This window comes from Exiguobacterium sp. s34 (assembly GCF_018617435.1).
Classification (GTDB): domain Bacteria; phylum Bacillota; class Bacilli; order Exiguobacteriales; family Exiguobacteriaceae; genus Exiguobacterium; species Exiguobacterium aestuarii.
Genome location: NZ_JACSKE010000003.1, coordinates 178,588 through 202,625, shown reverse-complemented (window position 1 = coordinate 202,625; position 24,038 = coordinate 178,588). Strand labels below are relative to the sequence as shown.

General features: G+C 45.3%; 24 protein-coding genes. 14 read left to right on the top strand and 10 right to left on the bottom strand.

Going from position 1 to position 24,038, the window contains the following annotated elements:
* Positions 1-35: 35 nt before the first annotated feature.
* Entirely contained in the window at positions 36-461 is a 426-nt protein-coding gene (locus tag KNO87_RS07955) for a GNAT family N-acetyltransferase (protein ID WP_214787827.1), read from the top strand.
* A gap of 25 nt (positions 462-486) precedes the next feature.
* The gene (locus KNO87_RS07950; RefSeq protein WP_214787824.1) at positions 487-1,656 is read left to right on the top strand and encodes a cation:proton antiporter; all 1,170 of its coding nucleotides are present in this window, start codon (positions 487-489) and stop codon (positions 1,654-1,656) included.
* 38 nt (positions 1,657-1,694) lie between these two features.
* On the opposite strand, the gene KNO87_RS07945 is transcribed toward KNO87_RS07950, so the two are convergent.
* Positions 1,695-2,312 carry a DedA family protein gene (locus tag KNO87_RS07945; RefSeq protein ID WP_214794857.1) on the bottom strand — a complete coding sequence of 206 codons (618 nt, stop codon included), beginning with the start codon at positions 2,310-2,312 and terminating at the stop codon, positions 1,695-1,697.
* Positions 2,313-2,404: 92 nt separating this feature from the next.
* Here KNO87_RS07945 and KNO87_RS07940 point away from each other — a divergent pair, with 92 nt between their 5' ends.
* From KNO87_RS07940 to argH, 5 genes are all read left to right on the top strand, one after another.
* Entirely contained in the window at positions 2,405-2,962 is a 558-nt protein-coding gene (locus KNO87_RS07940; RefSeq protein WP_214787819.1) for a DNA-3-methyladenine glycosylase I, read from the top strand.
* A gap of 120 nt (positions 2,963-3,082) precedes the next feature.
* Complete coding sequence (putP, locus tag KNO87_RS07935) at positions 3,083-4,570, top strand: sodium/proline symporter PutP (protein ID WP_285800645.1); 1,488 nt, start codon at positions 3,083-3,085, stop codon at positions 4,568-4,570.
* Between the two features lie 114 nt (positions 4,571-4,684).
* Positions 4,685-5,827 carry a CapA family protein gene (locus tag KNO87_RS07930; RefSeq protein WP_214794855.1) on the top strand — a complete coding sequence of 381 codons (1,143 nt, stop codon included), beginning with the start codon at positions 4,685-4,687 and terminating at the stop codon, positions 5,825-5,827.
* A gap of 126 nt (positions 5,828-5,953) precedes the next feature.
* Positions 5,954-7,168 (top strand): argininosuccinate synthase, encoded by a 1,215-nt coding sequence (locus tag KNO87_RS07925; protein WP_214795365.1) that lies wholly within the window; start codon positions 5,954-5,956, stop codon positions 7,166-7,168.
* Entirely contained in the window at positions 7,161-8,549 is a 1,389-nt protein-coding gene (gene argH / locus KNO87_RS07920; RefSeq protein ID WP_214794853.1) for an argininosuccinate lyase, read from the top strand. Before KNO87_RS07925 ends, argH begins: the two co-directional genes overlap by 8 nt.
* Before the next feature lie 39 nt (positions 8,550-8,588).
* On the opposite strand, the gene KNO87_RS07915 is transcribed toward argH, so the two are convergent.
* Entirely contained in the window at positions 8,589-9,194 is a 606-nt protein-coding gene (locus tag KNO87_RS07915) for a TetR/AcrR family transcriptional regulator (RefSeq protein WP_251126784.1), read from the bottom strand.
* Between the two features lie 160 nt (positions 9,195-9,354).
* Here KNO87_RS07915 and KNO87_RS07910 point away from each other — a divergent pair, with 160 nt between their 5' ends.
* The 4 genes from KNO87_RS07910 (at position 9,355) to KNO87_RS07895 (ending at position 12,055) form a co-directional block, all read left to right on the top strand.
* Positions 9,355-10,173: a hypothetical protein gene (locus tag KNO87_RS07910; RefSeq protein ID WP_214794849.1), complete on the top strand. Its 819-nt coding sequence runs from the start codon at positions 9,355-9,357 to the stop codon at positions 10,171-10,173.
* A 75-nt stretch (positions 10,174-10,248) separates the two neighbouring features.
* Positions 10,249-11,190, top strand: a complete 942-nt coding sequence (locus tag KNO87_RS07905) for a DUF5692 family protein (RefSeq protein ID WP_214794847.1) — start codon at positions 10,249-10,251, stop codon at positions 11,188-11,190.
* Positions 11,191-11,263: 73 nt separating this feature from the next.
* Entirely contained in the window at positions 11,264-11,794 is a 531-nt protein-coding gene (locus KNO87_RS07900) for a biotin transporter BioY (protein ID WP_214794845.1), read from the top strand.
* Positions 11,795-11,857: 63 nt separating this feature from the next.
* Entirely contained in the window at positions 11,858-12,055 is a 198-nt protein-coding gene (locus KNO87_RS07895) for a hypothetical protein (protein WP_214692645.1), read from the top strand.
* Between the two features lie 21 nt (positions 12,056-12,076).
* Here the strand turns inward: KNO87_RS07895 and KNO87_RS07890 are convergent, their stop codons facing one another.
* From KNO87_RS07890 to KNO87_RS07870, 5 genes are all read right to left on the bottom strand, one after another.
* A complete protein-coding gene (locus tag KNO87_RS07890; protein WP_214794843.1) occupies positions 12,077-12,925 on the bottom strand; it encodes a sulfite exporter TauE/SafE family protein in 849 nt (282 codons plus the stop codon).
* A 69-nt stretch (positions 12,926-12,994) separates the two neighbouring features.
* On the bottom strand, positions 12,995-13,882 hold the full coding sequence (locus tag KNO87_RS07885; RefSeq protein ID WP_214794835.1) for an alpha/beta hydrolase: 888 nt from the start codon (positions 13,880-13,882) through the stop codon (positions 12,995-12,997).
* Between the two features lie 28 nt (positions 13,883-13,910).
* The gene (locus KNO87_RS07880) at positions 13,911-14,684 is read right to left on the bottom strand and encodes an AAC(3) family N-acetyltransferase (protein WP_214795364.1); all 774 of its coding nucleotides are present in this window, start codon (positions 14,682-14,684) and stop codon (positions 13,911-13,913) included.
* A gap of 15 nt (positions 14,685-14,699) precedes the next feature.
* Positions 14,700-17,708: an SbcC/MukB-like Walker B domain-containing protein gene (locus tag KNO87_RS07875; RefSeq protein ID WP_214794833.1), complete on the bottom strand. Its 3,009-nt coding sequence runs from the start codon at positions 17,706-17,708 to the stop codon at positions 14,700-14,702.
* Entirely contained in the window at positions 17,705-18,811 is a 1,107-nt protein-coding gene (locus KNO87_RS07870; RefSeq protein ID WP_214787795.1) for an exonuclease SbcCD subunit D, read from the bottom strand. The genes KNO87_RS07875 and KNO87_RS07870 overlap by 4 nt, the downstream gene beginning before the upstream one ends.
* 108 nt (positions 18,812-18,919) lie before the next feature.
* On the opposite strand from KNO87_RS07870, the gene KNO87_RS07865 reads away from it, so the two are divergent.
* Genes KNO87_RS07865 through KNO87_RS07855 form a run of 3 tightly spaced genes read left to right on the top strand, consistent with a single transcriptional unit; the run spans position 18,920 to position 21,792 of the window.
* Entirely contained in the window at positions 18,920-20,650 is a 1,731-nt protein-coding gene (locus KNO87_RS07865; RefSeq protein WP_214794831.1) for an ABC transporter ATP-binding protein, read from the top strand.
* Positions 20,647-21,519, top strand: a complete 873-nt coding sequence (locus KNO87_RS07860) for an NAD(P)-dependent oxidoreductase (protein ID WP_214794829.1) — start codon at positions 20,647-20,649, stop codon at positions 21,517-21,519. Before KNO87_RS07865 ends, KNO87_RS07860 begins: the two co-directional genes overlap by 4 nt.
* Before the next feature lie 45 nt (positions 21,520-21,564).
* Positions 21,565-21,792, top strand: coding sequence for a DUF2188 domain-containing protein (locus KNO87_RS07855; protein WP_214787786.1), 228 nt, complete (start codon positions 21,565-21,567; stop codon positions 21,790-21,792).
* 19 nt (positions 21,793-21,811) lie between these two features.
* On the opposite strand, the gene KNO87_RS07850 is transcribed toward KNO87_RS07855, so the two are convergent.
* From KNO87_RS07850 to KNO87_RS07840, 3 genes are all read right to left on the bottom strand, one after another.
* Positions 21,812-22,456 (bottom strand): DUF975 family protein, encoded by a 645-nt coding sequence (locus KNO87_RS07850; RefSeq protein WP_214794827.1) that lies wholly within the window; start codon positions 22,454-22,456, stop codon positions 21,812-21,814.
* A 72-nt stretch (positions 22,457-22,528) separates the two neighbouring features.
* Positions 22,529-23,182: a copper homeostasis protein CutC gene (locus tag KNO87_RS07845; RefSeq protein WP_214794825.1), complete on the bottom strand. Its 654-nt coding sequence runs from the start codon at positions 23,180-23,182 to the stop codon at positions 22,529-22,531.
* 13 nt (positions 23,183-23,195) lie between these two features.
* Positions 23,196-23,966, bottom strand: coding sequence for a DeoR/GlpR family DNA-binding transcription regulator (locus tag KNO87_RS07840; RefSeq protein WP_214787778.1), 771 nt, complete (start codon positions 23,964-23,966; stop codon positions 23,196-23,198).
* Positions 23,967-24,038: the final 72 nt, after the last annotated feature.

Sequence of the window (24,038 nt, the reverse complement as noted above, 5' to 3'; positions counted from 1 at the left end):
AAGTAAAATTAACTTGTGTAGAGGGGGATTTTAGTATGGTCAATGAAGTTACTGTTAAAGTTGAGACACCGACACCGGAACAACATCAGTCGTTACGTGTGAAGGCGGGAATGCCTCGGCGATCGGATGAAAGTACAATAAAAGGTCTTAAAAACACATTATTTGGTGTCTGTTTATATTTAGATGATGAGATCGTCGGAATGGGACGAGTCGTCGGGGACGGCGGGATGGTCTTTCATCTAGTCGACATCGTTGTTGATCCAGAGTGTCAAGGCCTCGGTCTTGGAAAGCTAATTATGGAGAATTTAATGGAGTGGATTTTAAAGGAAGCGGATGAGACGGCTATCATCAGTCTGATCGCAGATATTCCGGCGGATGGATTATATCGACAATTCGGCTTTGACTATTCACGTCCTGAATCAGTTGGCATGGAGTACCAGTGGAATCAATCAGAAAGTTAATACCCCTCAACGAAGGAGATGACTTATGGATGGATTGAACATCATCGTGTTGCTCGGACTGGCGCTCACGCTCATCTCCGTCTTCAGCCTCCTTATTGAACGCCTGTACTTTCCTAGTATTTTAGCGTTTATCGCCATTGGTGTTGGAGTCGGCTTTTTCTGGGACGGAAACGAGGTATTTAAAATTGCGGGTGAAATCGGGATTATTCTGTTATTTTTCCTGCTCGGTTTAAAGTTTCCGTTACGTGAACTTTGGAAACGGATGCGAAGAGTATGGAAGGCGGGCGTTCTGGACATCGTCCTTTCATTTGGTGTCTCATTCGGAATCGCCTTGCTGTTTGGGTTGGACTTTCCACGTGCCTTCCTGATTGGTGCCGTATTGTATGCGACGAGCTCTTCCATCTCGGCGAAACTGCTTGAGCGCCACTCCGAAAAACATGAAGATATTAAAGAATTCGTACTCGCTCTACTTATTTTCGAAGATATTTTTGCACCACTCCTGCTTACAATTGCCCCATTCATTATTCAAGAGGAACCGATAGCCATGACTGACGTTGGCAAAGTGTTTGCCGGATTCCTCATTTTTGGTGTGCTGTTGTTTATTGGTTCAAATTTTGTATCAAAACAACAAAAGTTCTCGAAACATTTGTTGCGTCAGGATGATGCGAGTATCGGTCTTATTGGACTTATCCTCTTCTTCGCTGGGATCGGTATGGTATTTGGGCTTTCTGAGATTTTAGGAGCCTTCATTGCCGGAATCATGCTAGCTGATATCCATGACGTTCGTCCGCTTAAACGTTTGACTGTACCAGTTCGTGATTTGTTTCTCCCCATTTTCTTTATTTCATTTGGGATATCAATCAATTTAGAGAAAGGTGTCATCGTTAACGCACTATTTTTTGTCTTGATTGTTTGGGGTGTTTTGTCGAAATGGATTGTCGGTCGTGTCGGAGGCAGGATCTACGGGCTATCTCGTGTTCAGGCAAATGAAGCCGGCTTCTCTCTCGCTCCTCGTGGAGAGTTCTCCATCTTGTTTACCGCCCTCTCGAACGGTGCAATCAACTTATTTGTTGGTCTCTACATTTTCGTATCAGCCATTGTCGGTATTATCTTATTCCGCTTCTCTGAATACTTGGCTGAGAAGACAGAACGAACACTTACAAAAGTATTACCCGAGAAGAAAAAAGAAGAGTAAGCGGGCGAACCCATTCATAGGTCCACCCGCTTTTTCATTTAGTCTTTTGCTAGTTTTTTGTGCCGTTTTTTACGCCAAACAACATAAGCGATCACCCCAACGAGGAGCAGGCCGTAAATCGTGTAAGAATACGCATCCAGGTAGGCGAGAATATCTTGCCAGTTCTCACCAACCTTCATCCCGACCATGATGAGGATCGTATTCCAAATTGCCGTTCCGGCAGTACTGAGAAGTAAAAACTTCAGAAATGGCATATTTGACATACCAGCCGGGACAGAGATGAGACTTCGAACGACTGGCATCAATCGACCGAAGAAGACCATCCATCCTCCATAGCGATCAAACCAGGCATCCGCTTTTTTAACGTCATCGATATTAAGACGAAGCCACTTCCCATATTTCTTCGTCCACTTTTCAATCTGTTCGACATCAAATAAGAGACCAAGTCCGTACAGTAATACTGCCCCTAAAATAGCTCCAACCGTCGAAGCGACAATCACGAGTATGATTGATAAATCAGTCTTGACTGCAAAAAAACCACCAAAGAGTAATACGACTTCAGAAGGGATGGGCGGAAAGACGTTCTCAATAAAAATCATGAACGCGATTCCTATGTATCCGTATTGTTCGATTATCGAAATCATCCAGTCACTCATTTTGATGCCTCCATTCCCCAACTTTATACCCAACCTTCCAAACGAGTAATCGTTGAGGCATGCTACACTTATATAAAAAGGAGTTGATGGAGATGCAAGAAACACTTCGCTGCCCGTGGTGTGGGAATGACCCGCTCTACGTTCGCTATCATGACGAGGAATGGGGCAATCCAGTTCACGATGACCAAAAACATTTTGAGTGTCTGACACTTGAGAGTGCACAGGCTGGGCTCAGTTGGATCACGATTTTAAGAAAGCGTGAAAACTATCGCTCCGCCTATGCAAATTTCGAGGTGAACGAAGTAGCACGTTTTACAGAAGCAGATATTGAGAGACTCATGGCAGATAGCGGAATTGTCCGGAACCGACGAAAAATTGAAGCATCCATCAATAACGCGAAACAGTTCATCAAACTACAGGAAGAGTTTGGCTCGTTCGATTCATATATTTGGTCGTTCGTTGATCATAAACCGATCATCAATTCGTGGGAGCGACTTGATGAAGTCCCCGCAACGACAGAATTGTCTGAGCGATTGAGTAAAGACCTGAAGCGGCGTGGATTTAAATTTTTAGGACCAACCACGGTTTATGCCCACCTACAAGCGACAGGTCTTGTCAATGACCATCTCGTCTCTTGCACATTTCGATAACTTAAGACCAGATATCAAAAACATCTTTACATCTCCCCCGTTCTTGTGACAATATTTTGACAAAGTGATATTCTATCACTGAAAGCGTTTTCATATTTTATATCTTTCGGGGGGATGTTGATGAACGGAATTTTAGTGTCCATTGTCTTATACATGGCACTGATGGTCTTACTTGGGATCATCGCATATCGAAGAACAAGCAGTATCGGAGATTATATGTTAGGCGGACGGGCACTCGGACCCGGCGTCGCCGCTTTATCTGCTGGCGCGTCTGACATGAGTGGATGGCTCTTGATGGGATTACCTGGTGCGATGTATGCCACGGGAATCTCAAGCGGCTGGATTGTCATCGGGTTGACAATCGGCGCCTACTTGAACTGGTTATTGGTCGCTCCGAGATTGCGCATTTATTCCTACATATCGGATGATGCGATCACAATTCCAGATTTTTTTGAGAAGCGATTCAAAGACTCAAAAGGATTGTTACGTTCCTTTTCTGCTGCTGTCACCCTCATCTTTTTCACGTTGTATGCGACGAGTGGGTTCGTTGCAGGTGGACGACTGTTCAATGCCGTCTTTGACATCAAGTTTGTGACAGGCGTTATCATTCTTGCATCGATTATCATTCTGTATACGTTCATCGGTGGTTTTTTAGCCGTAAGCTGGACGGACTTCGTTCAAGGATTGATTATGCTTTTTGCGCTCATTTTTGTACCGGCGATCGCCATTATGGCAACGGATGGTGTCTCGAACGCATTAGACACGGTTCGGGATATCGATGAAGCGTTACTTGACCCTTGGACGGGACAATCGCTGATTGGTATCATTTCTTTATTCGCGTGGGGCCTTGGATATTTCGGTCAACCTCACATCATCGTACGCTTTATGGCAATTGGAAAACTAGAAGACATTAAAACAGCACGTCGCATTGGAATCTCTTGGATGGTCTTCACTGTCGTCGGGGCGATGGCGACCGGATTGTTTGGTCTTGCCTATTACACGCAACAAGGACTGACAATCGATAATCCTGAAAACATTTTTATTAATCTATCAGACTTATTGTTCCCTGATTTGGTCACCGGTGTGTTATTGGCGGCTCTTCTTGCTGCCATCATGTCGACCATTTCATCACAATTGCTCGTCTCATCAAGTGCAGCGACGACAGACTTTTATCAAAAATTCTTCCGTAAGGACGCAGGTGACCGTGAACTCGTCATGGTCGGTCGTATCACTGTCATTCTCGTCTCTGTCGTATCGATTGTACTCGCGCTCGATGCAGATGACACCATCTTAAATCTTGTCGGTTATGCTTGGGCAGGATTTGGTTCATCATTTGGACCTCTCATACTGTTCAGTCTCTTTTGGAAACGAACAACTCGTCAAGGCGCCCTTGCCGGTATGTTGACTGGTGCATTTGTCGTCATCCTTTGGAAGAATTACGCATCTTCACTTTTTGGCACGTTCGGAACGCTCTATGAGATGATTCCAGCATTCTTCCTGTCTGCACTCGCCATTTATGTCGTTAGTTTAATGACGCCTCCACCAAGTGAGGTCATTCAACGTGAATTCGACCAAATGCGTGACATGGTGAAAGAACATATTAAATAATCTTCTCGGCAGGTCTTCTTGACCTGCCATTTTTATGTACAAGGAGTTTTATAGATTTTTAACGAATACTATATATATATTAAGATTAATTCCATTTTGAAAAGGAGATTTTTGATGAAACCCTTTAAAACCATCTCTCATCTCACATTCGCTTCAAGCCTAATTCTATTATTCGGTTGTGGTCAATCTTCATCGACAAATCAAGAATCCCCAATTGAAACCGAAGAGCCAATCGTCGAACCACCTGTAGAAGAGCCCCCTTCCGAACCTGAGCCAACCGTCACGACGGCATCCATCTATGCTATTGGTGATGTATTGCTACACGATTCGGTTTACAACGCAGCCCGTGTCAATGACGGCTATGATTTTGACACTTCTTTTGAACAAGTCGCGCCGATTTTAGAACGAGCGGATATCGCAATCGCTAACCAAGAGAGTATGATTGGCGGGAGCGAAATTGGGTTGTCGAGCTATCCGGCTTTTAACAGCCCATTTGAGATTGGCGATGCTTTGCAACGTGCCGGGATTGATTTAGTCACGACGGCGAACAATCATACGCTAGATCGCGGCGTTCGTGCGATTGAGAATTCGATTGGTCACTGGAATGAAATCGGAATGCCTTATACCGGTTCGTTCTTATCTGCTGAAGACAAGGCAAACATCCGAACATTGACGGCAAACGAGATTTCCTTCTCCTTTTTAGCCTATACGTATGGAACGAACGGCGTGATTCCGAAACAGCCATACCACGTCAACTATATCGATCTCGAGCAAATGCGCCCTGAAATCGAGAAAGCAGAACAAACTACCGATTTGACCGTCGTATCCTTACATTTTGGAACAGAATACGAAACGATACCGAACGAAAGTCAAACTGAGCTTGCTCAAACTCTTTCAGATCTCGGCGTCGACATCATCATCGGTCACCATCCTCACGTCCTACAACCACCGAAGATGCTTGAGGGAGCTGATGGCAATCAAACATTCGTCGTGTATTCACTCGGTAACTTCCTATCTGGACAACAAGGCGATGATCGCAATACAGGTGGAATCATCGGGATAGACGTTGTCAAAACGACCGAAGACGATGTTTCAACATTCGAATTGAAAAATCCGATGTTTTATCCAACATTTACACAGAAATCATCAGAAGGACATTATGAAGTCGTCCCTTTACAATCAGCAAAATCCGAGCTCTTCTCTCCTGTCAGCGAACATATGTCGCAATGGTTACCAGAGCTTACAATCGAACAATGATGACCACGAATGTTTCGTGGTCATTTTTTTCTTTTCAAAAAAGGGTTGCCACAGTGTTTATTATCCCTTACACTAAGTCGTATATTTATAAACAAAGATTAATAATTATTCATAAGGGGTGCTTACATTTTGAAACAAAAACTCGTATTGGCTTACTCAGGTGGACTTGATACATCGGTTGCAATCAAATGGTTGGATGAACAAGGATATGATGTCATCGCCGTATGTTTAAATGTTGGAGAAGGAAAGGACTTAGAAAAAATTCAACAAAAGGCGATGAAAGTCGGGGCTAAAAAGTCAATCGTCATCGACGCGGTCGATGAATTCGTGAGCGACTTCGCACGCTACTCGATGCAGGCACATACGTTATACGAAGGCGTATACCCACTCGTATCCGCTCTATCACGCCCTCTCATTTCGAAAAAATTGGTTGAAGTTGCTCAAGCAGAAGGTGCAGTTGCCGTGGCACACGGATGTACGGGAAAAGGAAACGACCAAGTTCGTTTTGAAGTGTCCATCCATGCACTCGATCCGTCACTTGAAATCGTTGCACCTGTTCGTGAGTGGAAATGGTCACGTGAAGAAGAGATCGCATACGCAGCGAAACACAATATCCCAATCCCAATCGTTCAAGAAGAACCTTTCTCAATCGACCAAAACATTTGGGGACGTGCGATTGAATGCGGCATTTTAGAGGACCCATGGGCCGCACCACCAGAGAGCGCTTATGAGTTGACGGCGGCTCTTGAAGATACACCGCATGAGCCTACTTATCTTGAGCTCGAGTTCAAGAACGGGGTTCCGGTGGCCATCAATGGTCAAAGCCAATCGTTCACAGATATTCTAAAAGAGTTGAATATTGTCGCAGGTGCACATGGCGTCGGTAAAATCGACCACATTGAGAACCGTGTCGTTGGAATCAAATCACGTGAAGTGTATGAGGCTCCTGGCGCAATGACGTTGATCACAGCTCATAAGGCGCTTGAGGCATTGACGCTTGTGCGTGAAGTTGCGCATTTCAAACCGATTGTCGAGCAAAAGTTGACGGAGACGATTTATAACGGACTTTGGTACTCTCCTCTCACGAAAGCACTACTCGCTTTCATCGACGAGACGCAACAGACCGTCACAGGTACGGTGCGGATGAAACTGTTCAAAGGACAAGCAATTGTAGACGGACGTAAGTCACCAATCTCGCTTTATGACGAGGAACTTGCGACGTATACATCTGCAGACACGTTCGATCAACAAGCAGCCGTTGGATTTATCAAACTATGGGGTCTCCCTACAAAAGTACAGTCAGAGGTATTGATGGAAAAAGGGGCGTTCATTAATGAGTAAATTATGGGGAGGGCGTTTCGAGAAGACAGCTAGCGATTGGGTCGATGCATTTGGTGCCTCGATTGAATTTGATGCTCAACTCGTCCTTGAAGATTTAGAAGGCAGTATGGCGCATGTGACGATGCTCGGGGAGCAACACATCCTCTCCCATGACGAAGTGAAACAACTCATTCAAGGATTACAACAACTTAAACAAAAAGCAATCGCTGGCGAGTTGACGTTCGAGGTATATCATGAAGATATCCATATGAATTTAGAGGCGTTGCTCCATGAAGAGATTGGTCCGATTGCTGGGAAAATGCATACGGCACGTAGTCGTAATGATCAAGTCGCGACGGATATGCACCTTTACTTGAAAGAACGAGTAAAAGAAGTCATTCAATTGATTGAATCTCTTCAACATGAGTTATATGCACACGCCTCAGAAAATGTAGAGACGATTATGCCTGGCTATACGCACCTCCAACGTGCTCAGCCGATTTCTTTGGCACATCATTTGCTCGCCTACTTTTGGATGCTCGAACGAGACAAAGAACGCTTCAATGACAGTTTGAAGCGAATCGACTGGTCACCGCTCGGTGCAGGTGCACTCGCTGGGACAACGTTCCCGATTGACCGTGCTCGTTCGGCTGAATTACTCGGATTTAATCGTGTCTATCCGAACAGTTTAGACGCCGTCAGTGATCGCGATTTCATTCTCGAGTTCTTGTCGAACGCATCGATGCTCATGATGCATCTCTCGCGCTTTTGTGAGGAGTTAATTCTTTGGGCAAGTGAAGAATATCGCTTCATTACCGTGTCTGATACGTTCTCGACCGGTTCAAGCATGATGCCACAGAAGAAAAATCCAGACATGGCCGAGCTCGTACGTGGGAAATCAGGTCGCGTTATCGGAAACTTGATGGGATTGTTGACCCTTATGAAAGGACTTCCTCTCGCGTATAATAAAGATTTGCAAGAGGACAAAGAAGGTATGTTTGACACGGTCAAAACCGTTCAAGGATCGCTAAGTATTATGGCCGGGATGATGAATGAATTGACATTCCACCCGGACACGATGAAGCAAGCAACCGAACACGATTTTTCAAATGCTACCGAGCTTGCTGATTATTTGACGGCAAAAGGCATGCCGTTCCGTGAAGCGCATGAAGTAACTGGGAAACTCGTCAAATACTGCGTCGATGAACGTCTATATTTACGCGAACTACCGATGTCTGTGTTCCAAACACATTCTGCTTTGATTGAAGAAGATGTGTATCACGCCTTGACCCCTGAACAGGCAGTTGCACGTCGTAATAGTTACGGCGGCACAGGATTTGATGCCGTTCGTGAACAGTTAAAAGAAGCTTCGGAATGCATAAATAAGATGACCCATTCATAATAGAATCGAACCCGTCACTATTTTCTGTGACGGGTCATTTTATTTCTCCTGCTCATTCAAACGTTCAACGAAAGAAGAAAGTCCTTCATCCAGAAGGATATCGAACACCTCCATCATCTCATCAATAGAGTTTTCATTGACGTCTAGCAAATATTGCAGGACGACTCCATCGACCGCTGCAATCAACCATGAACTGAATGCTTTGTTTAAACGAGTATTTTCTAGTCCGTACAAATGAATCAGGATTTGTTCAATCTTTTTTATCCATTCTGAGTACTTATTTTTTAATTTTACTTGCGCATCAACGTTCCCCAATAATACTTCATGAGCAAAATGATATTGCAACCTATTCTCTGCATCTTTATGAAACCGTTCAGCCGTGTTTCGAACAATTTCCAATTTAATGTTATCTTTTGAAAAGGATTTGTCTGTCACGTCTTTGGCTATTTGAGAGGAGACCGATAAGCTTTCATTCAATAAATCGTATAATAAATCTTCTTTATTTTTGTAATGATGGTAGATAGCACCTGTCGTCATATCAGCCTCTGTTGCAATTGCTCTAACTGTTGCCCCGTTAACCCCATTGCGTATAATGACATTTCTTGCCGCATCCAAAATTTTATTTTTCCCATCCACGTATACCATCCCCTTTCAAATCCATTTTAGAATAACATAGCCACATAATCGATAGCGCTCAAAACCACATAATGTGAAATTTTTCACATTGACTAATCTAAATAGACGGCGTACACTAAAAACATAACAAACGTTATGTTTGTTAAATTTAAATGAGAAGGTGAATGGAATGAACGTCTGGCCGCATATGATCTCGATGCCACTCTATTTAGGTTTATTATTAGGAATCATCGTTTTTTTCAGGAAGCACTATAAACTGTCCGCCTATTTTTGGCTCGCTTCGTTATTGACCATCCCATTATGGATGATGGGGAATGTCGATGGCTGGTTTCGTTGGGCAAAAATTGTAAGCGTTATCATACCGACAATCATCGTTGGTTTCTCTCGAATCGCTATTTACGAGAACAAGCAAGGACGAATCTGGAACTTCTTAAAGCGTGACGAATTTTTATGGTTCTTCTATGCCATCTTGTTTTTAAATATCGCTGAAGCCACAATTAAAGACGTGACACTCGGCAACTACTTTAATGCCGCCTGTGGATTTTTACTCTGTGTGACGATTCCTTTCGCACCGACATTTTGGACGTTTGCGAAAGAAGGCTATGCCGATCTCGTAGCTTATACGACAGGCTCTTGGAATTTTATCTATACGTCATGGAACGCATGTTTCGTCTATGCGGAGTCTCCTACTTATTTTGCAAGCTCACTCTGTATCTTACTTGCGGCAGAACTATATCCGGTCATCAAAGGACGCCCTGAGCTATACATTACCGCTCGCATTTACACTTTGGCAGCCCATTTATTGATTCGTGCCTGCTATGACATTTTCCCACAAGTTATGAACTCTTCGACGTGGTTTAACCCTGAAGTATTAAAATCATGGGGGGTAATTAATTTTGTGATCATCGTCCCTTATGTCTTTTGGCATATGTGGCAACTTCATCACAATAAGGCCATCATCAGCTTCAAGAGAGTCAAAGTATCATGAAGGAATCGTACATGTGAACGTATGAGCCTAATTGCTCAGTAGTGAACAAATAACCAATGTAAGGAGAAGATGTGAATGGGGATCCTGTATGAACGAATCGATCTCGTCGGATGGGGAATTGGGTTATTTGTCTTGTTTTCCTTGATGGCCTTCAATGAATTCAGCCGCACGACTAAGTGGGGAGGAATAACATTATTCCTGATCGTGCCGACTATACTAACCCTCTATGTTTGGCCGACAACTGCCGCACCAGGGAATGAATATGGCACAGGTACATGGTTCAACTGGGTGAAAACTTATTCTGCTCTCGCCGGCTGTCTCGGTTTTATGGCCATTCGTTATCGCCCCTCACTATTACGAAAGAAATGGATTTTGATTTTTCCACCTGGGATTTTAGCACTAAACATTTTAGAAGCCTGTATCCGAGACTTTCAAGTATATTTCTTTAATGTTCCTGATGGTGCTTATATCGATCACCTTTGGGTCATGTCGGGTCCTTGGAATTTGATGAACGGTTTCGCCGGATTATTAAATATTATCGCCATCTGCGGATGGATTGGAATCAATATTTCTAAAGATCAATCGAAAGACATGATTTGGCCCGATATGATTTGGCCATGGATCATAGCCTATGATCTATGGAATTTCGCTTATGTTTATAATTGTATCTCTGACCATTCGTTCTATGCGGGATTAATTCTGTTGCTTTCATGTACTATCCCTTCTTTCTTTATTAAGAGAGGGGCTTGGTTGCAACATCGTGCGCATACCTTGGCTTTATGGATTATGTTTGTCATGACAGTTCCATCGTTCGCTGACCGGTTAGCTCCCGTTCCTTCGACACATGACCCAAGAGCCTTCTTTATTGTCAGTCTACTCTCACTCTCATTCAACGTGGCTCTTGTTGCCTATCAGTTTTATCGTATCCGTCAACGACATCTCCATCCACTAAAAGATGAACTTTATGTTGAAACGAAAGCATATCAGACAGCTTTGAGTCAAAATGGTTTGTCTTGAAATAATTCTTGCCAACCCATTCTCAAAATGTTAACTTTTATATTGTTAACGTTAACTGAAAAGGGGTTTACATATGAAGATTCAAGACATGACTCAAATTGCCTTCGGGGCAGCACTCATCGCAAGTATCGGTTTCATCGAAATACCAATCGGACCCGTTCCGATTACCCTTCAAACACTGGCCATCATGACAATCGCCGGCGTATTCGGTGCACGAAAAGGATTTTTGGCAGTCATCGTATACCTCCTACTCGGCTTGATCGGCCTTCCCGTACTGAGTGGTCAAGGAGGTCTTGCTCCCTTCGTTGGACCAACCGTCGGATATTTAATTGGATTTCCAATCGCCGCTTTCTTCATTGGCTGGTTCAGCGAGCGCCATCGCTCCATCCCAGCATTGATTGGCTATAACCTTTTATTCGGCCTCGGGCTTGTATACCTACTTGGAAGCATCGGGCTCGAAATCGTTCTCGGTATGTCTTTCATTGATGCGCTAAAAGTGAATATCCCTTTTATTTTTGGAGATTCACTTAAGGCCGTGCTCGCTGCAATATTAGCTGTGAAAATTTCTCAGAATGTTCAAGTTCGTCGTTCCTTAGCATCTTAAACGTTCGAACGTTTCGCCCGTTTCCATATGTGGAATAAATGAAGTATGGAAGGGGGTGTCCCTATGAGCGACTCGACGTTTAAAAAACGCTTACAAAAAGCGACCCACTTTTATCAACGCTCTGACAAAGGGCAACGTCAAGGAGTTGACAAGTCGTCTCATGAGAAACGTGACACAGAAGCATTTGAGCGCAGACTTCGCGAAGCAAAAGCGAAAGTTGGAGAGATTCAAGAAAACATTGACCATATCGCTAGACGTTAAAACCCCGTCCAAAGACGGGGTTTATTTTTTGTGTGGTCGAATGATGAGCGTGATGATAAAGAGAAGCGCTAGTGTGACAAGTAATATAAGTGAGGCTGTATTCCATCCGACTAAATTAAGGGCCACACTAAATGCGACCGTGACATAAAAGCCACCTAATGCTTTTTTGACATGTTGCGAACTGAAACGTTGCAACTGTTTAGCTCCAAACGGAGATCCAATCATCGCACCTGCTATTAATGCGAGTCCATGCCAGTAATTCGTTTCAGCACCTGCCACGGCATAACTGATCACGCCTGATATTACGATGAGGAGAGCTGCTGAAATACTCGTTCCGACCGCTCGCTTCATTTCAGTGTTCAGTAGCTTGATTTGGAGCGGCGTCAATACAAAGCCCCCACTTACCCCCATCAAAGAAGAGATAAATCCTGCAAAGACACCGATAATCCCAAGTCGTGGTACAGAAGCTGTCCCGACACTACCTTCGACATGCTGTTTCGACCGGAAGAATGAAATCGCAAAGTACGTAAGTAACGCGATGTAGACGAGTGAGATGATCAGTGTCGCGCCGTCCACCCCTTCTAAGTAAAAGACGAGAGGTGTGGCAATCCAAGTTCCGACAATCCCGAACACACCAATCCATAGCGCATGTGACACGTTCACGTTCCGTAAACGAATGTGCGAGATTGTTCCTGCCGCCGTCGAACCAAGCGTCAACATGAGACTAAGTGCGATCGCCGCACTCGCTTCATAACCGAAGACGAGAAGGAGTGGCGTGAGCAAGATCCCACCACCGATTCCGAAGAAGCCACTCAATATCCCAATCAATGTACCGAGCAAGAGAAACTGAAATAGTTGTAATAAGTCCATTTTGCACCCTTCTTTCATTGGTCTCGTTTGCAATCATATCAAAAAGGGGCGACAAATGCGCCCCTTTGCTTACAATGACCGTTCTAGAAAATCGAAAATCTGTTGACGATATTCAGTCTGGAATGATTGATACGATCCGACATGTCCATCGTTCTCCGTCACCCATAGCTCGACACCGTCCCGTGCGCTCGCCAGTTTTTCACTTTCTGAGACCGGAATCGCATCGTCACCCGCACTATGAATCAACAAAATCGGCGCCTCAATCGCTTGAATATCTTGAATTGGTGAGACGAGATCCGCATCGAGTCCTGTGAACCAAGGGGTCACTGTCATGATGACAGGCGTGAAAGGAACGTTTGGTAGGTCACTCCACACCGGAAGATTTGTCTCGAGATAATTTCGCAAATCACTAAACGGACTATCTGCGATGACTGCTGCTACTTCAACATCGTCAGCCGTAGAGAGAGCCGTCGCCGCCCCCATGGAAATTCCGTAAAGTACGATTGGGCCGTCTGAGCGACCTTTGGCATATTGGATGGCGGCTTGTAAGTCTGATTGTTCTTTCGCACCGACCGTTACACGGTCTCCTTCAGAAATCCCTGATCCTCGGAAGTCGAACGTTAAAAATTGATATCCTTGTTCATGAAATTCTGGAATCAACTCTTTAAGCGGCAAGTCATCCTGTTCTCTATTCTTTCCATATCCGTGGGCAAAGACGATTGTCGCACGAGGTGTTGGATGTGGAATCCACCATCCATATAAGTCATGTCCTTCTTCAGATTGGATTGTCACATTCTCATACTTCAATCCGAGTGATTTCGGAGTATATGTTAACGTTTCTCGCTCAGGTGACGTCAACTGATCACCGATATGAGCCGAGATTCCACCGATTGCCAACCCCGCCACAATCAAAATCACGACTACAGCAACACTCACTATTTTCATCCAACGATTCATTTATTTCTTCCCCTCGATTCTGCATTCATTATCTCAACCAGCTACGGAGTGCAATTAAAGCGTGTTGAACCGGCTCCCACGTATTAGCTGGAATCAGATAGCACGTCGCTTCGTTGATGGAAAACATCTGAACGTCTTTTTGTTTGACGATATTTTCTCCGATTGCTCCAAAGGGATCGCTGTTCACGTCGGTATGATCAAACGTCCGCCATTCGCGTTTACCATCTTCGAGAACGGCACAACCGAAAGTTTTTGTCGGGCCATCAATCCCATACTCGGCATAGTGCCAAAGCGTCGTCGCATCGAGTGGCGACCCTAGATGGAGGACTCGAGCATTTCGTTCAATCATACGTTCGATTGGAGAGCCTGGACCGAATCCGACATCAATCGTATGATCAGAAACGATTGCTGCTGCATCTTTTCCCCATGCAGCAACAGACCACATCGGATGTGCACTTCGATAAACGTTCGGATAATTCCGAAACAGCTCTGGGACACGTCCCATTCCGCGAGTTGATGTCTTTTCTTGGTCATAAGGTGGCATTTCGGCGCGAATCGTCTGCCACCACTCAACCGGGACAGGTGGCGCCTCCCATTCAGCCGGATCTGAATTGTCTCCTGTCTGAGTCGCCATCATGATTAGTCCTGATGCTCCCACTACTTCTTGCAACGCTTCAATCACGGTCTGCGCACCGCCACATACCCATCCGAGTTTAGAGAGCGAGGTATGCACGAACAAGGATTCTCCTGGTCGGATTCCCGCTTCTTTCAAATGATTGATGAGACTTGATTTCGTCACCATCTGTTTCACAATCTATCACTCCACAATCAGCTGGATCGTTGACCCGCTTCTAGATTTTTTCACTTCGATTCGGGCATCGACGCGATCTTTCAATTCCTGGACATGACTGATGACCCCGACAAGGCGTCCGGTCGCCTGTAAAGACATCAATAATTCAATCGCTTGGTCTAAAGATTCGGCATCGAGCGTCCCGAATCCTTCATCGATGAGCATCGTTTCGAGACTGACGCCCCCGCTCAATTGTTGCACCACTTCCGCAAGTCCGAGTGCGAGTGAGAGAGACGCTTTAAACCCTTCTCCTCCAGAAAGATTTTGAACGCGCCGTGATTGACCGGTATATGCATCAAACACAAGGAGTTCCAGTCCAGATTTTGCGTTTCCTTTCGCCGTCTCTACTTTACGTTCGAGTCGGAACTGACCACTTGTCATCTGGTCTAAATGAATATTTGCAGCATGTAAGATTTGGTCAAAAAAGGCCGTTTGTACGTACGTCTCAAACGTCATCTTTTGAGGATTAATTCCCTTTCCGGTTTCAGCAATCAACTTGATGGTCTCTAGCTTCTGTTCTTCGCGCGCTGTTTCCTCACGAAGTGCATGCCACTCTGATACGATTTGACGATGTCTAACTAAAGCATCTTGTGAGGAAATGAAATGTTCTGACGCTCGTTCGTATAACGATTTGGCCTCATTGACCTTCATTTCAATAGACTGCAAGTCAGGTCGTTCTACGGTTCCTAGTTTCTCCTCAATCATTTGAATACGATGTCGAAGCCGGACCCCTTCTTCTTCTTCACGTTGCAAGTCTTCCTGCATCTTTGTCCGCTGGTCGATTCGACTGGCAAGTTGTTCGTATCGCTCCTGAGTCAATCGAGCGGCTTCTAACTGCTCACTCCATATCGTTCTTTGTATATCAAATTGCCCTCTCGCCTCTACGAGTTGTTGACGTAGCAAAGTGAGCCGTTCTTCCTCTTTCCACGTTTCTTTTTTGACGATTTCGAAGTCATGATTGAACGACTCGACTTTTTTAGTCAGTGCCGTGAGAAGATTTTGTCGCTCCGTCCGTTCGGTTTGTAATCCTTCTAACGTCGCTTCCTCTGTTTGACCGAGCGCGTTCAACTTTTGTTGTGTTGCTTCAAGTTCTGCGAGGACACGTTGACGCTCTTCGAACTGGTTACGTCGCTCTTCTTCGAGTTGTCTCATTTCGCCGGTTAGTTGACGCAACGTCCGTTCATTCTCGAGACGAGTCCGCTCCTCACGTTGTAGACGATTCGTATGCGTTTGCCATTTTTTGATTTCTTCTGTCAATGACGATTCCACTTGAACGTCCTTTAACCCTTCGTCAAATTCTCTTCGAACCGTTTCAAGCTGTTGATGAAGTGAACGATAATCGGCTCTCGCTTCAATCAGACGTGTTGATAGTTCTTCAAGTCGCGTCATAGCGGATTCTCTTTCATCCAAATACTCGACTGCTTCTTCGAACTGTGGAACATCATGATGACGCGAACCACATACTGGGCACGGTTCGCCATCTTCCAACGCTTCACTTAGTTGTCTTGCCATATTCATCTGTTCTTGTTGTTTATATTTATTCATTAATTCTTGCTGAATGGCATGCTGTCGCTGTACTTCTTTTCCGTCCCGCTCACAAGCGGCGAGTTGATCCGATAACTCGTTCATCTTTGTTTCAAGTTTATCCAAATACAATAATCGGTCGACATATCGCTCTGCATCAACCGCACGTTCTTCTGGTTCAATTGCCAACGTTTCAACGAATTGTCGCTCACGCTCTTGTAGTTCTTGAAGTCGCGCTTCTTTAGGGAAAGTACTTAAATCCTTCGCACGCTTCGTCAGTTGCTCACGACGAGTTACGTGTTCGGCTCGCTCTTTCATTCGAGGTAACATCTCATCAATTAGACGGAGTCGCTCTTGAAGGGATAAGATTTTTTGTTTGTTCTCTTCAATCGCAACTTGTTGCTCCGATAAAGAAGATTGTTTTTGTTGTAATTGTTCGAGCTTTTTAGAAGATGCTTCGTCCTCTATCGTCATACGGAGAACATGTTTCTCCATTTCTAATAGTCGATCATGGACTGGACGAATAGTTGCGGCTGCTTCTAAATGCCGCAACAGCTCGTGTCGTTCGTTTCGTTCTGTCTCCCCTTTTAGAAATTGATTGAGGGCTTGCACGGTTTCTTGTTGTTCTTGAAATAAACTGACAAGTGCTCTCGCTTGTTCTAATTCGGTACGAGCCTGTTCAAAGGTTTTCGAATGAACTTGTTTTTGGTCTGCTGCCATCTCAGCTGTTGTGATCAAGTGTAGTTCGCGTTCATTCAGCCAGTGATGGATCACATCAATCGATTTTGTCGAAACATCCTCTATCGCTTCGTCTTCGAGCTCGAGTAACTTGAGTCGTGTTCGTTCGACCGCCCATTCAACTTGTTTCCGATAACTACTGAAACGTTCTGCCCATCGCTCTTGGAAAGCACGATACGCCTCTGTTTTGAATATAGATTGCAAGATTTGTTGCTTCTCATTTGAGTTCGAGTCGAGCAATTGTCTAAATTGGTTTTGAGGGAGTAACAAGATCTGGCTAAATTGTTCATACGATAATTGTAGGATCGACTCAATTTGTTCTTGAACCTCGTTCACTTTTGTTGCTACCGGCTTCCAACCGTCCTCCCATTCATACAGAACGGCCTCATGCGGGATGGGTGTTTTGTTTTTAGGGTGAGGTTGTTGTGGTTGTCGCACAATCCGATAGCGATCACCACGAATTGTGAACGAGAAGTCGACCTCCGTCTTCATTTCAGCTTGAGCGTATTGACTTCTGAAATCACTCGCATTTCGAAGCGCACCACTCGCTCGACCATATAGGGCGAATGTCATTGCATCAAAGATAGTAGTCTTCCCTGCTCCCGTGCGACCACTTACGACAAACATCGATCTGCCCACTAATTGCGTAAAATCAATCGTTTCACGTTCTGCATACGGTCCGAATGCTTGAATCTTCAATTCAACCGGTCTCATCTGACATCACCTTCTTCAATCATTTGTTTCAAGGCATCCGAGGCCGTGCGATCATGCACGGCTTCAAAGAACTGTAAATACACCTCTTCGACCGATTGTCGCTCGAGCGTTTCCCGTTCAAATGTGGATGTTTGTTCTTGTCGTCGCAACAGTTCCAATTCGAGATGGAGAATGTTCGGGTAGACAGTGCGAAGCTTCGCCATCGGGTCAAAAAGTGCTTTATCATCGGTCAGCACAATCTTTAAATAATCATCTGTCTGTTGTTGCTGATAAAATGACGGCGCGAGAAGCTCGTGTAACGTTCCCGTGAGTTGTCTCATATCACGTTCAGGTGTCAACGTTCGACGTCGTCGCTTCCATTGCCCGTCCCATTCTACGATATCCACTGATTTTTCATGGTTGACCTCAGAGAATGAATATTTCATGAGAGAACCACTATACGCAATCCGTTCTGCTTGAATCGCATCACGATTATGTAGATGACCGAGAGCCGTATACGAAAAGGGGTCATACAACCCTTTCGCGACCTGCCCGGCAGTACCAATCGATAATTGACGCTCCGAATCGGTTTCAAGTCCACCTGCGACAAAACTATGTCCGACTGAGACCGCATTCTTTTCAATCAAACCAAATGCTTCTATGACGGCTTTTAGTGCGTCATGATGTGTACGAATCGTATCGATTCCCAAAACGTGTCGAACCCGAGCCGGCTCAAGGAACGGGATTGGGTAAAACGGGATTCCGGCTACTTCAAGCGGACCCGCATCTGGGTCTAGTTTACCGACGATATGTAGCCCTACTTGTCTCAATAGTTTTGAACTATATTCGAGCCGCTCAGCAGAATCATGGTTTCCGGCGATGGCGACGACCGGAATCTCTCGTTTTAATACCAATTCCCGCCACATCTCATCTAGCAAATCGACAGCCTCGACTGGCGGTACGGCACGGTCATACAAGTCTCCCGCGATGACGACCGCATCAGGTTTTTCCTCATCGACGATTTGTAAAAACGAATGGAATAAAATATTTCGTTGATCTTCTGTCATATGACGACCATGGACAATCTTACCTAGATGCCAATCGGCCGTGTGAATCCATTTCATCACGTATCACCTCTCCTTTTTATTCTAGCATGACTCATTCGTTCGATTCGACGTCTTGACACCCGATTTTGAAACAGCGAAAGTAAGAAGGGAGGAGGATTGTTCAAAATGAAATCATCAACGTGGAAGACGTTTTTCCAGCTGTTTAAAATCGCGAACCCTCCTAAAGGATTGTTTGTCGGAGCCATTCTGATTTCGCTCCTCCAAGCCGTTGCATCGCTAGCGATTCCACTCATCCTGCAACGCGTCGTCGACCGTTGGAGTAGCGACCTGTTGACACCCGAATGGCTCGCATACTTTATCATTGCGTTTCTCGTCCAGGTCATCACGAGTGCGTTATCGATCTACTGGCTACATATCGTCGGTCAACGTGTCGTCGCCAATCTTCGTACGACATTGTGGGACCATCTCATCAAACTACCTATCCCGTTTTACGATGGAATCAAATCGGGTGAACTCGTCTCTCGTTTAAACAATGATACGACGACACTGCAACAGTTGTTATCCGAACAAAGTGTCCGATTGTTGACCTCCTTCGTCTCGGTCATCGGTGCCGTCGCCATCTTGTTCACGCTCGATTGGCAAATGACGCTCGTCATCTTGTTTTCAGTGCCGACCACGCTTGTCATCGTTATACCACTCGGTCGAAAACTTCGAATCATCGCGAAAGAAACGCAACAGGAGCTCGGAAACTTGTCTGGATTCTTTGCGGAACTACTCAGTGAAATTCGACTCGTCAAGTCACAGGCGACAGAACAAATGGAAGTGAGTACAGGTAAAGTAAAAATCGAGACGTTATTCGATTACGGAGTGAAAGAAGGGCGAATCCAAGCCATTCTCATCCCTCTCCTGAACGTCACGTTGACGGGGATGTTGATTGCTATTCTCGGGTTTGGTGCCTATCGTGTTTCGACAGGAGCCTTATCGACTGGTGAACTGCTCGCCTTCATGTTGTATGTGTTCCAGATTATCACGCCACTTATCACGATGAGTGAATTTCTAACAAGACTTCAAAAAGCTCGTGGCGCAACTGAACGGATTGCCGAATTACTCGACGTTGTTCCAGAACCATACAGCACACGTCAAGAATCCATCGAACAGGCTGATCTATTCTTCGAGGATGTAACGTTTCATTATGGGACAGAGCCTGTTCTACAAGGGCTATCCCTTCACGTTTCGCCAGGTGCGACGACCGCTATCGTTGGTCGAAGCGGCGCAGGTAAAACGACACTTTTTTCGCTTGTTGAACAGTTTTATACCCCGACGGGAGGACTGATCCGGTACGGCAATCATGACATTCAGACATACGGTCGTGACACGTGGCGTCAAATCGTCGGTTATGTCGCCCAAGACTCTCCTGTCCTGTCGGGTTCTGTTCGGACAAACATCATCTACGGCCTTCAGCATGAAGTAAGTGATGAGAAAATTAAAGAAGCGTGTGAGATGGCCAATGCGTGGTCTTTCATTGAAGCGATGCCCGAGCAACTCGAGACGGAGATTGGAGAACGTGGTATTCGCTTGTCAGGAGGGCAACGACAACGTCTTGCAATTGCCAGAGCATTGTTACGCAACCCACAAATTCTATTGCTTGATGAAGCGACATCAAGTCTTGACTCAGAATCGGAACGCGTCGTCCAAGAAGCGCTCGATCGGCTTATGGTCGGAAGAACCACGCTCGTGATCGCCCATCGCTTATCGACCGTCAGACATGCCGACCAAATCGTCGTGTTAGAAGACGGACGCATCAGCGGGATTGGAAAACATGAGCAACTTTTAAACGAGAACGCTCTTTATCAGCGACTCGTCTCACAACAATTATTAGGGGGACAATCAACATGAAAACAATCGGATTTATCGGTCTCGGGGTAATGGGCCAATCCATGGTACGAAATTTGATGAAACATGGCTTTGACGTAAAAGCTTATACACGCACGAAGGAGAAGGCCACTTCTCTACTCGAAGAAGGTGTGACATGGTGTGAATCGATTCGAGACGTCTGCGAAGATGCTGATGCCGTCATCACCATCGTCGGTTACCCGTCAGATGTCGAATCTATCTATTTTGGGGACGGAAACATCCTCGATTCTGCGGAACCGGGGACACTGTTGATCGACATGACCACCTCCTCTCCCAAGCTTGCCGAACGCATCGCAGAAACGGCGATCGAACGGAGTCTTCTCCCACTTGATGCACCGGTCACAGGCGGTGACATCGGCGCAAAAAATGGAACGTTATCCATTTTGGTTGGAGGCGGGGAATTTGCCTTCAACAAGGCGAAACCTTTATTTGAAGCAATGGGACAGTCTATTGAGCGGATGGGGTATGCTGGGAGCGGTCAATACGCGAAACTCGCCAACCAAATCGCAATTGCCGGTACGATGATGGGAAATGCAGAAATGCTCGCGTTCAGCAAACGAGCAGGTCTTGACCCGGAAGCACTCATCCGTACGATTCGCGGAGGGGCAGCGGGTAGCTGGACACTGGAAAATTTAGTTCCACGTATGATCGTCGAAGATTATGCTCCTGGTTTCTTTATCAAACATTTTATAAAAGACATGACGCTCGCCATTGAAAGTGCGAACGAGCTCCACGTAACATTACCTGGACTTGAACTGGCTCATCGTCTTTACTCGATTCTCGAAGAAAATGGATACGGGGAGAACGGGACGCAAGCGCTCATCGAGTATTATCTCAACCAAGACGTTTGAATCATCCCGTTTGTGGAATTAGTAGGAGTGAAGGAGGCGATTTTCGTGCCATGGAACATGAGAGACTATCCGGAATCACTGAAAAACTTCGATCCACTTGTAAAAAAGAAAGCCATCGATATTGCGAACGCATTGCTCGCACAAGGCTATTCTGAGACGAAAGCGATACCGATTGCCACCGAACAAGCGAAAAAGTGGCATGCGGATGCGTCAGAACAAGAAAAGCAAGATTTTGAAGACGCCCCTAACCCGAAAAAGACAGATCAGCATTAAACGTATTCAACCGGTCGGATTACCCGACCGGTTGTTTTGCGAGATAAGATGCCTTCATTTCTAAGTAAAGTCCTGAAATTGCTGTTTGAAGATAAGGCGTGACAAAGATATAAGCGAGTCCGCCAGTGAGAAGAACGAGCGCGTACCATCCGATAAAACTTGCGAACAGTTTTAACAGCGTCTGTTTGTGCCCTTTCATCATTAACCGACTCTTTCGCATTGCCTGGAATGCCGAAAGATCTGGTTCGTCACGCATAATGAATGGCGCGATTCGATACGTCAAATAAAACCATACGCCAGGCACAATCAAGAATAACATCAACACGTTTAACCCTAAATAGAACACCGCATAATAAACCACTGCACGCAAATAGTCTTTTAGTGACCCGAACGCTTCAATCAATAATCCAAACTTGGGCTTTTCGTCCTTAGCAACTTGAAGAAACACCCAATTTTTCCCGAGTTCAATCGGCGCGAGCAATACGGTCGCTCCATACAACAACGCCACTGAAGTCATGAGAACTTCTGGATCATTTGTGGAAAGGTCGAGACGCGTCGTAATCATCGCTTGTATGACCATAACAGTCAAGACGACGAGCAAAGATATGCCCCACTTTCCAGAGAGCATTCGAAGCGCATATTGTTTGTAAACAGAAGATTGCATGAGTTCACCTACACTTATCATTTTCTTTCATTATAGCAAAAAAACAGTCATACGACTGTTTTCCGCTTTGACTTATCCTCGAAGTTGTTTGAACTTAGACTCATCGAACTGGCCATCTGTCCGTACACCATTGCCGACGTGTACCATGTCTACTCCAAGTCGAGCTTTTAAGGTAGGTAACGTCTCTGTTGTGATGCCAGCTCCCGGTAGGATTGTCATCTCTGCTTGTTCTTTAAGCCGCTCTAACGTCTCGATTCCTTCGAGTGCTGTGTTCGCACCGCCTGACGTCAATAAAAGATCGACTTCCGGAAAGTCATTTAAGACATCAATCGATTCAAATACATCACGAGATGCATCGAAAGCACGATGGAATGTGAGTGTCATTTCCCCTTTATGCTTAATGACCTCTCCTAAAATCCGTTCATCGATTGCCCCGTCCTGTGTCAATGCACCAAAGACGATTCCATCAACTCCGAGTTCACGGCATAAACCGATATCGGCGAGCATCGTTTCGATGTCATCCTCGTTAAAATGGAACGAACGTGTATGCGGTCGAATCATAACGTGTACCGGGACTGAGACGTGTTCAACTACATTCCGAATCGTCCCAAAACTTGGTGTGATGCCACCCTTTTCCATATCCGCTATCAGCTCGAGTCGATCCGCCCCGAGTTGTTCCGCTTGGATTGCTTCAGATAACGTTGTGACTATTACTTCTATTTTCATGTAATCGCTCCTTTTACGGTGCGAATTTCCAATCCACACCATGTTCGGCTAAGACGCCTTTAAATTCTTGAGGTTCCGGAAAATCAGAGATGATGGCCGTTACCTTCGAAAAATCACAGACTCGATACCGTTTTTGTTGGTTCAACTGTGTATGGTCTGTCAATAAGAACGTTTCGCGACTTTGAGACATCACAGCCTGCGTAATACTGGTGAGCCCATAAGCATCGCACGTTAGACCAAGAGTCGCATCGACCCCCTCAACAGACAAGATGGCAAGATCGAACATATATGTTTGAAGTTGTGCAAGGACTTGCTCTCCCGTCGTCACGAGATGTTTCGGGTCGATTGTACCACCTAACAACTGTATTTCGCCACCGAGCACTCCTTTCGCTCGCTGCTCAAATAGCGCTTTCGCGACCGTTAGAGATGGGGTGACCACTGTTACGTTACGTCCGCGTAGGCGTGACGCTACTTGTTCGGCCGCGACACCGTGACCGATATAGACTAACGTATCGTCCGGAATTAATTGGAATGCCGTATATGCGATGCGTCGGATTCCATCCATGTTGGCAATCACGATTGGCTGAAAGGACATGCTCTGATGGAGGACGGCACCCCCATAAACACGTTTGATACGGTGTTCTTTCTCTAGTTCTTCTAAATAGCGTCGAATCGATTCTCCTGACACGTTCAAGCGTTCGATCAATTCGCTCGTTTTCACTTTTCCTTCTCGTTCGATCCATTCGACAATTTTCTGTTTACGTTCTTCACCGATTAAAGACACGTCCCTGCCTCCTCCACTAAAATCTTTCCTTTTCTAGTGTAACGAACGGATGTAAATTTATCGTAAATTGAA

What these genes read in the sequence shown, in the direction of transcription:
- putP (WP_285800645.1), top strand. Translation starts at nt 3,083, where the DNA reads ATGAACGGAATTTTAGTGTCCATTGTCTTATACATGGCACTGATGGTC.
- KNO87_RS07910 (WP_214794849.1), top strand. Translation starts at nt 9,355, where the DNA reads ATGAACGTCTGGCCGCATATGATCTCGATGCCACTCTATTTAGGTTTA.
- KNO87_RS07930 (WP_214794855.1), top strand. Translation starts at nt 4,685, where the DNA reads ATGAAACCCTTTAAAACCATCTCTCATCTCACATTCGCTTCAAGCCTA.
- KNO87_RS07945 (WP_214794857.1), bottom strand. Translation starts at nt 2,312, where the DNA reads ATGAGTGACTGGATGATTTCGATAATCGAACAATACGGATACATAGGA.
- KNO87_RS07850 (WP_214794827.1), bottom strand. Translation starts at nt 22,456, where the DNA reads ATGCAATCTTCTGTTTACAAACAATATGCGCTTCGAATGCTCTCTGGA.
- KNO87_RS07905 (WP_214794847.1), top strand. Translation starts at nt 10,249, where the DNA reads ATGGGGATCCTGTATGAACGAATCGATCTCGTCGGATGGGGAATTGGG.
- KNO87_RS07870 (WP_214787795.1), bottom strand. Translation starts at nt 18,811, where the DNA reads ATGAAATGGATTCACACGGCCGATTGGCATCTAGGTAAGATTGTCCAT.
- KNO87_RS07880 (WP_214795364.1), bottom strand. Translation starts at nt 14,684, where the DNA reads ATGGTGACGAAATCAAGTCTCATCAATCATTTGAAAGAAGCGGGAATC.
- KNO87_RS07875 (WP_214794833.1), bottom strand. Translation starts at nt 17,708, where the DNA reads ATGAGACCGGTTGAATTGAAGATTCAAGCATTCGGACCGTATGCAGAA.
- KNO87_RS07890 (WP_214794843.1), bottom strand. Translation starts at nt 12,925, where the DNA reads ATGGACTTATTACAACTATTTCAGTTTCTCTTGCTCGGTACATTGATT.
- argH (WP_214794853.1), top strand. Translation starts at nt 7,161, where the DNA reads ATGAGTAAATTATGGGGAGGGCGTTTCGAGAAGACAGCTAGCGATTGG.
- KNO87_RS07895 (WP_214692645.1), top strand. Translation starts at nt 11,858, where the DNA reads ATGAGCGACTCGACGTTTAAAAAACGCTTACAAAAAGCGACCCACTTT.
- KNO87_RS07955 (WP_214787827.1), top strand. Translation starts at nt 36, where the DNA reads ATGGTCAATGAAGTTACTGTTAAAGTTGAGACACCGACACCGGAACAA.
- KNO87_RS07915 (WP_251126784.1), bottom strand. Translation starts at nt 9,194, where the DNA reads ATGGTATACGTGGATGGGAAAAATAAAATTTTGGATGCGGCAAGAAAT.
- KNO87_RS07940 (WP_214787819.1), top strand. Translation starts at nt 2,405, where the DNA reads ATGCAAGAAACACTTCGCTGCCCGTGGTGTGGGAATGACCCGCTCTAC.
- KNO87_RS07885 (WP_214794835.1), bottom strand. Translation starts at nt 13,882, where the DNA reads ATGAATCGTTGGATGAAAATAGTGAGTGTTGCTGTAGTCGTGATTTTG.
- KNO87_RS07900 (WP_214794845.1), top strand. Translation starts at nt 11,264, where the DNA reads ATGAAGATTCAAGACATGACTCAAATTGCCTTCGGGGCAGCACTCATC.
- KNO87_RS07845 (WP_214794825.1), bottom strand. Translation starts at nt 23,182, where the DNA reads ATGAAAATAGAAGTAATAGTCACAACGTTATCTGAAGCAATCCAAGCG.
- KNO87_RS07865 (WP_214794831.1), top strand. Translation starts at nt 18,920, where the DNA reads ATGAAATCATCAACGTGGAAGACGTTTTTCCAGCTGTTTAAAATCGCG.
- KNO87_RS07860 (WP_214794829.1), top strand. Translation starts at nt 20,647, where the DNA reads ATGAAAACAATCGGATTTATCGGTCTCGGGGTAATGGGCCAATCCATG.
- KNO87_RS07950 (WP_214787824.1), top strand. Translation starts at nt 487, where the DNA reads ATGGATGGATTGAACATCATCGTGTTGCTCGGACTGGCGCTCACGCTC.